This window comes from Profundibacter sp., from assembly GCF_056498605.1.
Genome location: NZ_JBSMEZ010000120.1, coordinates 1 through 8,328, shown reverse-complemented (window position 1 = coordinate 8,328; position 8,328 = coordinate 1). Strand labels below are relative to the sequence as shown.

Genomic DNA, 8,328 nt, shown 5'->3' with positions numbered 1-8,328 from the left:
GTCCCGTTAACCTCCCCTTAGCCAATTCTCGGCTTAACTACGACTCAAAGGCGTTTACTGGAAGGGCACGAAAATGGATGATTTTAACGATATGATGATGGGGCAACCACCCACCGCCGCGCGGCCGCTGCTGGGGCTGACCGTGCTGGTGGTCGAGGATAGCCGCTTTGCAAGCGAAGCGATGCGGCTGTTGTGCCTGCGATCAGGCGCCCGTATCCGGCGGGCGGATTGTCTTGGCTCGGCCCGCAAACATTTGCAAGTATATCGCCCCTCAGTGGTGGTGGTCGATCTGGGGCTGCCCGATGGATCAGGCACCGATCTGATTGGTGAACTGGCACAGGCCAGCCCGCGCATCGGGGTCATTCTGGCCATCAGTGGCGATGTCAGCGGCGAAGCCGATGCAATGACAGCTGGAGCCGACGGATTTTTGACCAAACCGATTGATAGCCTCGGGGCATTTCAGCAGGCCATCCTGACCCACCTGCCAGATACCGCGCAGCCACCAGGACCACGCATGGTGCCCGACGAGGTGATCACACCTGACCCGATCGCATTTCGGGATGATATCGCCCATGTAGCGGACGTGCTGCGAGCGCGTCCCGATGGCAAAACGCTGGATTATGTGGCGCAATTCACCACTGGCGTTGCCCGCAGTGCCCATGATGGCCCGCTCGAGGCAGCAGCCCTTGCGCTGGCTTCAGACCGCGCCAACGGGCAACCCATTCGCAGCGATGTGCAGCGGTTAAACGGGATGTTCAAGGAACGGCTTGCCGAACATAAGGTGGTTTAGGGTCCGGTTCCTAACCGTAAGGCTTGAGGTGAAACCCGCGTCAATCACAGCGCCGGATCATCCACAGCCCGCACCAGACGGGTCAGATCAGACAGGCTCTCTTTCTGCCGGCCCTCCGTATCAAAGTTTTCCGGCGCAAGCCACGTGGAAAAGGCGGATTTTAACGCCGGCCATTCGCTGTCAATCGAGGCATACCACGCCGTATCCCGATTGCGCCCTTTGTTGATTGCCACTTGCCGGAAAACCCCCTCATAGCTGAACCCCAAACGTTCAGCCGCACGGCGCGACCCCATATTCAGCGCGTTGCACTTCCATTCATAACGTCGGTACCCCGCCTCATAGGCCCACTGCATCATCAGAAACATGGCTTCCGTCGCCGCGCGGGTGCGTTGCAGAGGTTTGGAGAAATTGATGTGCCCGACCTCAATTGATCCGGCCTCGGGGTTGATGCGCAGATAACTGGCAACCCCTTCAAAACGCCCCGTTGCAAGGTTCTTGACCGCGTAGAACACCGGACCATCCCCCGCCGTCATATCCCGTACCCAGCGGTGATACCCCGCCGCCGACGTATACGGCCCATAAGCCATGTAGTCCCAGATCGTATCATCAACGCAGTTGGCCCGATGGATTTCGGCGGCATGACGGTCCGCATCCAGCAATTCCAGCCGTGCATGTTGCCCCTCCAGCACAGGCACCACAGGGCGCGCAGGCACTGACCAACCTTTGATAACCCTGCCCAATCGCGTCTCGTCCGACATCATATACCCTTTACATTTTGCCGCGATGATACCGCTTGTGTAGCCCCTGTCGAGGGGAAAATCAGCCCCGAGATACCCAGAAATCGCACCACTCTCACCCAATTTTCGCCGCATTCCAAAGACAATATTAAGGCCAAGCAACACAACCATCTGCCATAAGGAAGCCTGCCATGCTTAAAAAACTTTTCCGCTTTGCCCATGAAGACAGTGGCAACATCGCTGTTGACTGGGTTGTACTGGTGGCCGGTGCCGTATCGCTGGGCATGGCTGTCACCCTGACCGCAACACACGAAGCCAAGGCCGTAACGCCGCAAACAATTGCGCCGGTTATCACTGCCACGACGGCCTACTAAAGTAGTTTGCATTCGACTGAATCAGAATTCACCCTAAGTGTGGGCGAATTCCGACGCTTATTACCCCACACTAAATGCAAAGCGCTATAACCAATTCACAAAATAACCTGCGGCGCGACGCCCATATCCAACCCCGGAAAAATCGCACCTTCAAGCGTTGCGCGTTCAATCTCGAACAGCCCCCGCATCGCCATCGCACAAAGGCTGCGCACATCCATCACCGGCATTAAATCACGGCCCTGATACAGATTGCCCTCCGCCAACCCCGGCCAATCGCCAAACACCTTGCCGCCTGCAATCACGCCCCCCGCCAACAACATCGCGCCGCCTGTGCCGTGATCCGTGCCACGGGTGCCGTTTTCACGCGCGGTTCTGCCAAACTCGGTCATCGCCAGCACTGCGGTTTTGCCCCAGACATCCCCCAGTTCCTGACGCAACACCAGAATGGTATCCGCCAGCCGTGTTAGCGCCCCCTTCAGCGCCCTACCCTGATTGTTATGCGTATCCCAGCCATTGATCGAAAACGCAGCCACGCGGGTATTTTCCAACAACCGGTTGGCGGCAAACGCGGCCACCCGTTTATGCGCCCCGCCACGCAAGGACGCGATCATCTGCTGCTGCATCATCGCCGCATCGGCCCCCATCCCCGCATCTTGCCCCATATCGGGGTCCAACACCTCGGCCAGTTCAATCGCCTCACTCACGGCCGCGTTGAACAACGGATCATCGTGATACACTTGTTCTAGCAAACGTCGCGATTGGACCGACAGGTTCAAATGCGTATCTGGCGACCAGTTTGACACGGGTGCAGCCCCTTGCAACACCAGCATTTCTTCGCGTCCAATGGCAAACCCCGTGTGTGGGTCCGCCCCCGGCATCGCTTGCAACATCCGGTTTAACCAGCCATCCCGCACCTGCCCAACCCCGTCCATTCCCAGACCCGCTTCCAGCAAATCCTGCCCGTCAAAATGGCTGCGCTTGTCACGGTACGGGGTGGAAACCGCATGGGCGAACGCCAACTCGCCCTTGGCCCATAGCGGCATCAAATCCGACAACCCCACATGCAACGAATAGAACCCGTCCAGATCAGAGGCACCACTGTCTTCGCCAAACTTCAATGTCGGTCGCAGGTCCGCCAGCGCCGCGTCCCCGTATGGTTGCACCACATCCAGCCCATCCATGCCGCCGCGTAAAATGATCACCACCAGCCGGTTGTCCGATGGCAGGGCGGCAAAACTCATCGGGGTGAACAGCGGGCTTGCCGCAGCCGAACATCCCAATATCCCGACCCGTTGCAGGAATTTTCGCCGTGATACGCTCATGTTACTCCTCCCTCAGGTCCGCTGAAATTCGGGCGAGGCAAGGATCAGCCCAACCCCGTCAGATTTCTCGTCAACACCAGCCACCGCTTGGCGTAACGTATCGCCAAGCCGCGCACCCAATGCGGTGGTCGCAAGTGCAACCGGGTCCGGCAAATCAGGGCGCAGCAGCGCTGGCACCGTCATCGCCCACTGAATGCGTGCGGCCAAACCTTGGGGCGTGATCCAGTGTTCGGCCTCTTCCGCCCAGCCATCCGGCCCCACCGGATTTTCCCACAATTGCCCCATCAACCCCATCGGCGCGATCACCAATGTGCGTATCTTTTTCCAGTTCAGCGCAGTAATGCGAGCCTCTTTCACGCCCAGCGCCCGCAGGGATGATATAACAAAATCAACAGGTTGCTTGATTTTAACCGCGGGCATCGCCCACGCTGCGTCATGCGATAACATCGCGCGATACGTCGCGATCAAATCACCGTCGCTGTCGTCATAAGCCACCGCCACATGATCAACCAGCGCCGCATCGGGCGTATCCGACACAAAATGCACCACCAGTTTACGTGCCAGATGGCGGGCAGTATCGGGATGCACCGCCAGATCGTCCAGAAAATCGGTGACGTGAAACAGGTCCTGAATATAGCCCCCATAGGATTTTCCCAGCACCGTTTCCGGCCCCGGCTCGGCCATTCTGGGTGCATAGGTAAAACCACGCTTACGCCGATAGGTCATCCCCGCAAACAGTTTGGCCAGCTCGGAAATATCCTGTTGCGTATAGGCCCCGTCAACCCCGAGCGTGTGCAGCTCCAACACCTCGCGGGCCAGATTTTCGTTCACCCCGCGCCCCGGATTACGCACCGCCGCCACCGATTTAGGCCCGACCGAATTGACCTGATCCAGATAAAACAACATCATCGGATGAAACGTCGCCGCCTTTAACAGATCGGAAAACTTACCGGTAATGTTGGGGCGGATCGCATCCTCGGCATAGGTTGCAACCGCGTTTCGCATCACGCCTTTTTTGCCTTTGACGGTGAAATGATCCGCCCAGAACCGCACCAACCGTTCGCGCAGCCCATCCTCGGTGAACACCCCACGCGCGATGGTGGCCCGCAGCCAATCCGCCTGCTGACGCCGCGCGCCTTTGCGCAACTCACGGATTTGTTGCTTAATGTCTTGCGCCATCGCAGGCGCCTCGCGGCGGGTGCGGTTCAGACGGCGGATGTCTTCCATCACCGCTTCGATCTGTGCAAATCCACCAATCGGGAACCGCTCGGCCATATCGTCCGGTCTCGTCAAACCGGCCAGCATTTTGTCCACACTTGCGGGCGGCGCAATGTGCGGGGACAGGCCAGTGCCAAACCGGATGGCGGCGGTTTCGGGGTTAAACGTCACAGTCACCTCTTACGATCACCTCTCAACGGCACGATACCAGACCCCGTGCAAAATGAAAAACCCCGCAGCGGTTACTGCGGGGTTTTGGCATTTTTCAGCGTGCTTGCAACCTAATCCTGCGGGATCACCCGCAGATGCAATTCGCGCAGCTGCTCGTTCATCGGCTCGTTCGGAGCACCCATCATCAAATCTTCGGCGCGTTGGTTCATCGGGAACATGATCACCTCGCGGATGTTGGCCTCGTCCGCCAACAGCATTACGATGCGGTCGATCCCTGCCGCACAACCGCCGTGGGGCGGTGCGCCAAATTTGAACGCGTTCACCATACCACCAAAGCGTTTTTCAACCTCATCCTTGCCATACCCGGCAATTTCAAACGCCTTGAACATGATTTCCGGTTTGTGGTTCCGGATCGCGCCCGAAACCAGCTCATAACCGTTGCACGACAGGTCATACTGATAGCCCAGCACATCCAGCGGGTCACCGCTTAACGCTTCCATCCCGCCTTGGGGCATGGAAAACGGGTTGTGTTCAAAATCGACCTTGCCGGTTTCCTCGTCGCGCTCGTAAATCGGGAAATCAACGATCCATGCGAATGCAAAACGGTCCGTGTCGGTCAGGCCCAGTTCATTGCCGATTTCGGTGCGGGCCTTGCCAGCCACCGTTTCAAACGCCTTGGGTTTGCCTGCAAGGAAGAACGCGGCATCACCGACACCTAGGTCCAGTTGTTGACGAATGGCTTCCGTGCGCTCTGGCCCGATATTTTTCGCCAGAGGGCCAGCAGCTTCCAGATACTCCGTACGAATTGTGATCGCTTTGTCTTCGGCCCCAGCACCAACCAAAGCGCCAATAAGATGCGAAAGGAAAGGCGTGTTGATTGCAGAAATACCCTGACCTTTCTGAACCCCCGCAACCCCGAGCTTTTTGGCAACGCCATCATGAACATCGGCAATCAACGCCATAAAGGCATCGTCGGCCTTCGCGTCCGGTTTGGCGCGCCAGAAAATATCCCCCATCCCCGGCAGGCCCTCGCCTTGGGCAAATTTGTTCATCCGGTCACAGAACTTGCGCGACCCGCCACTGGGCGCTGGAATGGCGCGAATTTCGGTGCCCTCATTCTCCAACAAGCTTGCGAAAATCTGGAAACCGGAACCACGGAAATGGTCCGATACCACCTGCATCTTGATCGGGTTGCGCAGGTCGGGCTTGTCGGTGCCATACCAAAGTGCTGCGTCCTTATACGAAATCTGCTCCCATTCGGTATCGACCTTGCGACCGCCGCCAAATTCCTCGAACACACTGGCAATCACCGGCTGAATGGTGTCAAAAACATCCTGCTGGGTGACGAACGACATCTCCAAATCCAGCTGGTAAAAATCGGTAGGGGAGCGATCCGCACGCGGGTCTTCATCCCGAAAACACGGCGCGATCTGGAAATATTTATCGTAACCAGACACCATGATCAGCTGTTTGAACTGCTGCGGCGCTTGCGGCAGCGCGTAGAAACGGCCCGGGTGCAACCGCGACGGGATCAGAAAATCGCGCGCGCCTTCGGGGCTGGACGACGTAATAATCGGCGTCTGGAATTCACGGAACCCCTTATTCCACATCCGCTTGCGCATCGACGCCACCACATCGCTTCGCAGCTTCATGTTGTTTTGCAGCTTTTCGCGGCGCAGGTCCAGATAGCGGTATTTCAGGCGGGTTTCCTCGGGATATTCCTGATCGCCAAACACCATCAAAGGCAACTCTTCCGCTGCCCCCAGAACCTCGATATCGCGGATAAAGACCTCGACTTCACCGGTGGGGATTTTCGAATTCACCAATCCATCATCGCGCGCCATCACATTACCATCAATGCGGATGCACCACTCGGAACGCACCTTTTCGATCTCGGCAAACACGGGGCTGTCGGGGTCGGCCATCACCTGCGTAATCCCGTAATGGTCGCGCAGATCAATAAACAGCAGCCCGCCGTGGTCACGCACGCGATGTACCCAGCCCGACAGACGAACAGTGTCGCCCACGTTGGATTTGTTCAGTTCGGCACAGGTGTGGCTGCGATAGACGTGCATGATTGTCCCCTTGGGGTGAATGGATTGGTCGGGCTGATACACCGCGCACAGCCGCTAAAGTCAAGGGACGCAACGCCAGCAATCCATTCAAATTGCCCTATATGCCCCTTATCGGGGCAATTTTCGCAGCCAATATCTGCCCTAAACACCCAACCTCAATAAATTGGAGCAACGAGGCCACAGATAAATCCGTTTGGCATTCAGCATATAGCCATAATTATTTTACCTTTGTAGAAAGGGAATTATAGCGGTGACCAAAGCACCCAAACCAGAGGGTTTCATCAGGTAATGCGTTCAATCGGCACATCTATTATTGCTGTAATTATTGCAAGCATCGCAACGTTTATTATCCTGATCAATGGCACCTCAGGATCAAGCGACCTATTGGCCAGCTGGTTGGCGGGTCATTACTATCAGCTGGGCATGCTGGACCAGATTTACCCGCATGACACTGATATTTTCACAATGCGCCCCCCGCCCGAATGGATCCCGTATCATCATAGCCAAGGGAACAGCAGCGATGTTTTCCCCTTCATCTACCCGCCGATCTGGGCGCATGTTTTCGGCTGGCTCACCACAGTAACCCAATTTGATACGGTCGTGAAATGGGCCAGCATTATAAACCCGCTCCTGATAGGCAGCATGGTTATACTGGCGTGGCGTGCGTCAGGCAGCACAATGCCAGCGCTTAGGTTTACCCTGCTGGGCCTGCTCATTCTGGCGTTTACCCTGATCGGGGTCGTCCCCATTATGCAAAACCAGCCCCAGATATTCGTCAGCTTTCTGATCGTTCTAGGATTGGAACGCCACCGCTCTGGCGCCCCCCTAACAGCAGGGGCTGCCATCGCGCTTGCAGCATCGATCAAACTGTATCCGGCGCTGTTGGCATTGCTTTTTCTGGCCAGCGGAAACAGACGGGCGTTCGGCAGTTTTGTCATAACCGGTGCCATTCTTGGTGGACTATCTATCGCCCTGACAGGGTGGCCATTGCACAGGCTGTTCCTGGATGAAGTTGGCAGAATTAGCGGCACGATTATTACTACGAACCATACCTATTCGCTTGATGCGGTAATTGGGCAAATGTTCTTTGCCGACCAAATGCAAATGATCCTTGATCCGAATCTCATTGCTGGGGCCGCAGATAAAAGCCAGATTATAGGGTGGCTAGTGATGGCCAAACCCGCCCTTTGGCGCGGACTTTCGGCGGTTGCTATTCTGGTGACGCTGGCGTTTTTTGCCTATAAATTACGCCAGAATAAAGAACCTGTTTCTGACAACAGCTTGCTCTGGCCAATCGCCATTATCTGCATATCCCTGATTAATCCGATATCCTGGGGCTACCACTACTTACCTGCCGTGGTCTTTGCGCCTGTGTTGATTGACCGCTTTGGCACCCTACGGGGCGCAGTATTGCTGTTGCTGATTTTCGCACCGGTTTCGGTTGTGGCCCTTACATCAATCTACCCGCATATCGGATTTATCACGCAACCCGCATCCTTCTTTGGCACAGTCAGTATGATCAGCCTTGCCCTCGCCTTTGCCGTGGCCCATTGTAAAAACCGAATTAGGCAAATGCATTAGGGCCTGTTGACATTTACCGCAAATGAATGACGGTTGCGACGATTGAAATCATGGCCTTAA

7 protein-coding genes are annotated in these 8,328 nt (G+C 56.4%); 3 read left to right on the top strand and 4 right to left on the bottom strand.

What is annotated here, in order from left to right:
• The first annotated feature begins 73 nt into the window (after positions 1 to 73).
• Positions 74 to 790, top strand: a complete 717-nt coding sequence (locus ACWB12_RS12420; RefSeq protein ID WP_479530404.1) for a response regulator — start codon at positions 74 to 76, stop codon at positions 788 to 790.
• Between the two features lie 44 nt (positions 791 to 834).
• Here ACWB12_RS12420 and ACWB12_RS12415 read toward each other — a convergent pair whose 3' ends face one another.
• Positions 835 to 1,548: a GNAT family N-acetyltransferase gene (locus ACWB12_RS12415; RefSeq protein WP_479530403.1), complete on the bottom strand. Its 714-nt coding sequence runs from the start codon at positions 1,546 to 1,548 to the stop codon at positions 835 to 837.
• A 170-nt stretch (positions 1,549 to 1,718) separates the two neighbouring features.
• Between ACWB12_RS12415 and ACWB12_RS12410 the strand changes: the two genes are divergently transcribed.
• Positions 1,719 to 1,901 (top strand): hypothetical protein, encoded by a 183-nt coding sequence (locus ACWB12_RS12410; RefSeq protein ID WP_479530402.1) that lies wholly within the window; start codon positions 1,719 to 1,721, stop codon positions 1,899 to 1,901.
• A 95-nt stretch (positions 1,902 to 1,996) separates the two neighbouring features.
• Here the strand turns inward: ACWB12_RS12410 and ACWB12_RS12405 are convergent, their stop codons facing one another.
• From ACWB12_RS12405 to aspS, 3 genes are all read right to left on the bottom strand, one after another.
• Positions 1,997 to 3,223, bottom strand: coding sequence for a DUF1501 domain-containing protein (locus ACWB12_RS12405; protein WP_479530401.1), 1,227 nt, complete (start codon positions 3,221 to 3,223; stop codon positions 1,997 to 1,999).
• Positions 3,224 to 3,235: 12 nt separating this feature from the next.
• On the bottom strand, positions 3,236 to 4,612 hold the full coding sequence (locus ACWB12_RS12400) for a DUF1800 domain-containing protein (RefSeq protein WP_479530400.1): 1,377 nt from the start codon (positions 4,610 to 4,612) through the stop codon (positions 3,236 to 3,238).
• Between the two features lie 110 nt (positions 4,613 to 4,722).
• Positions 4,723 to 6,687 (bottom strand): aspartate--tRNA ligase, encoded by a 1,965-nt coding sequence (gene aspS, locus ACWB12_RS12395; RefSeq protein WP_479530399.1) that lies wholly within the window; start codon positions 6,685 to 6,687, stop codon positions 4,723 to 4,725.
• Positions 6,688 to 6,975: 288 nt separating this feature from the next.
• Here aspS and ACWB12_RS12390 point away from each other — a divergent pair, with 288 nt between their 5' ends.
• A complete protein-coding gene (locus tag ACWB12_RS12390) occupies positions 6,976 to 8,268 on the top strand; it encodes a glycosyltransferase 87 family protein (protein ID WP_479530398.1) in 1,293 nt (430 codons plus the stop codon).
• Positions 8,269 to 8,328: the final 60 nt, after the last annotated feature.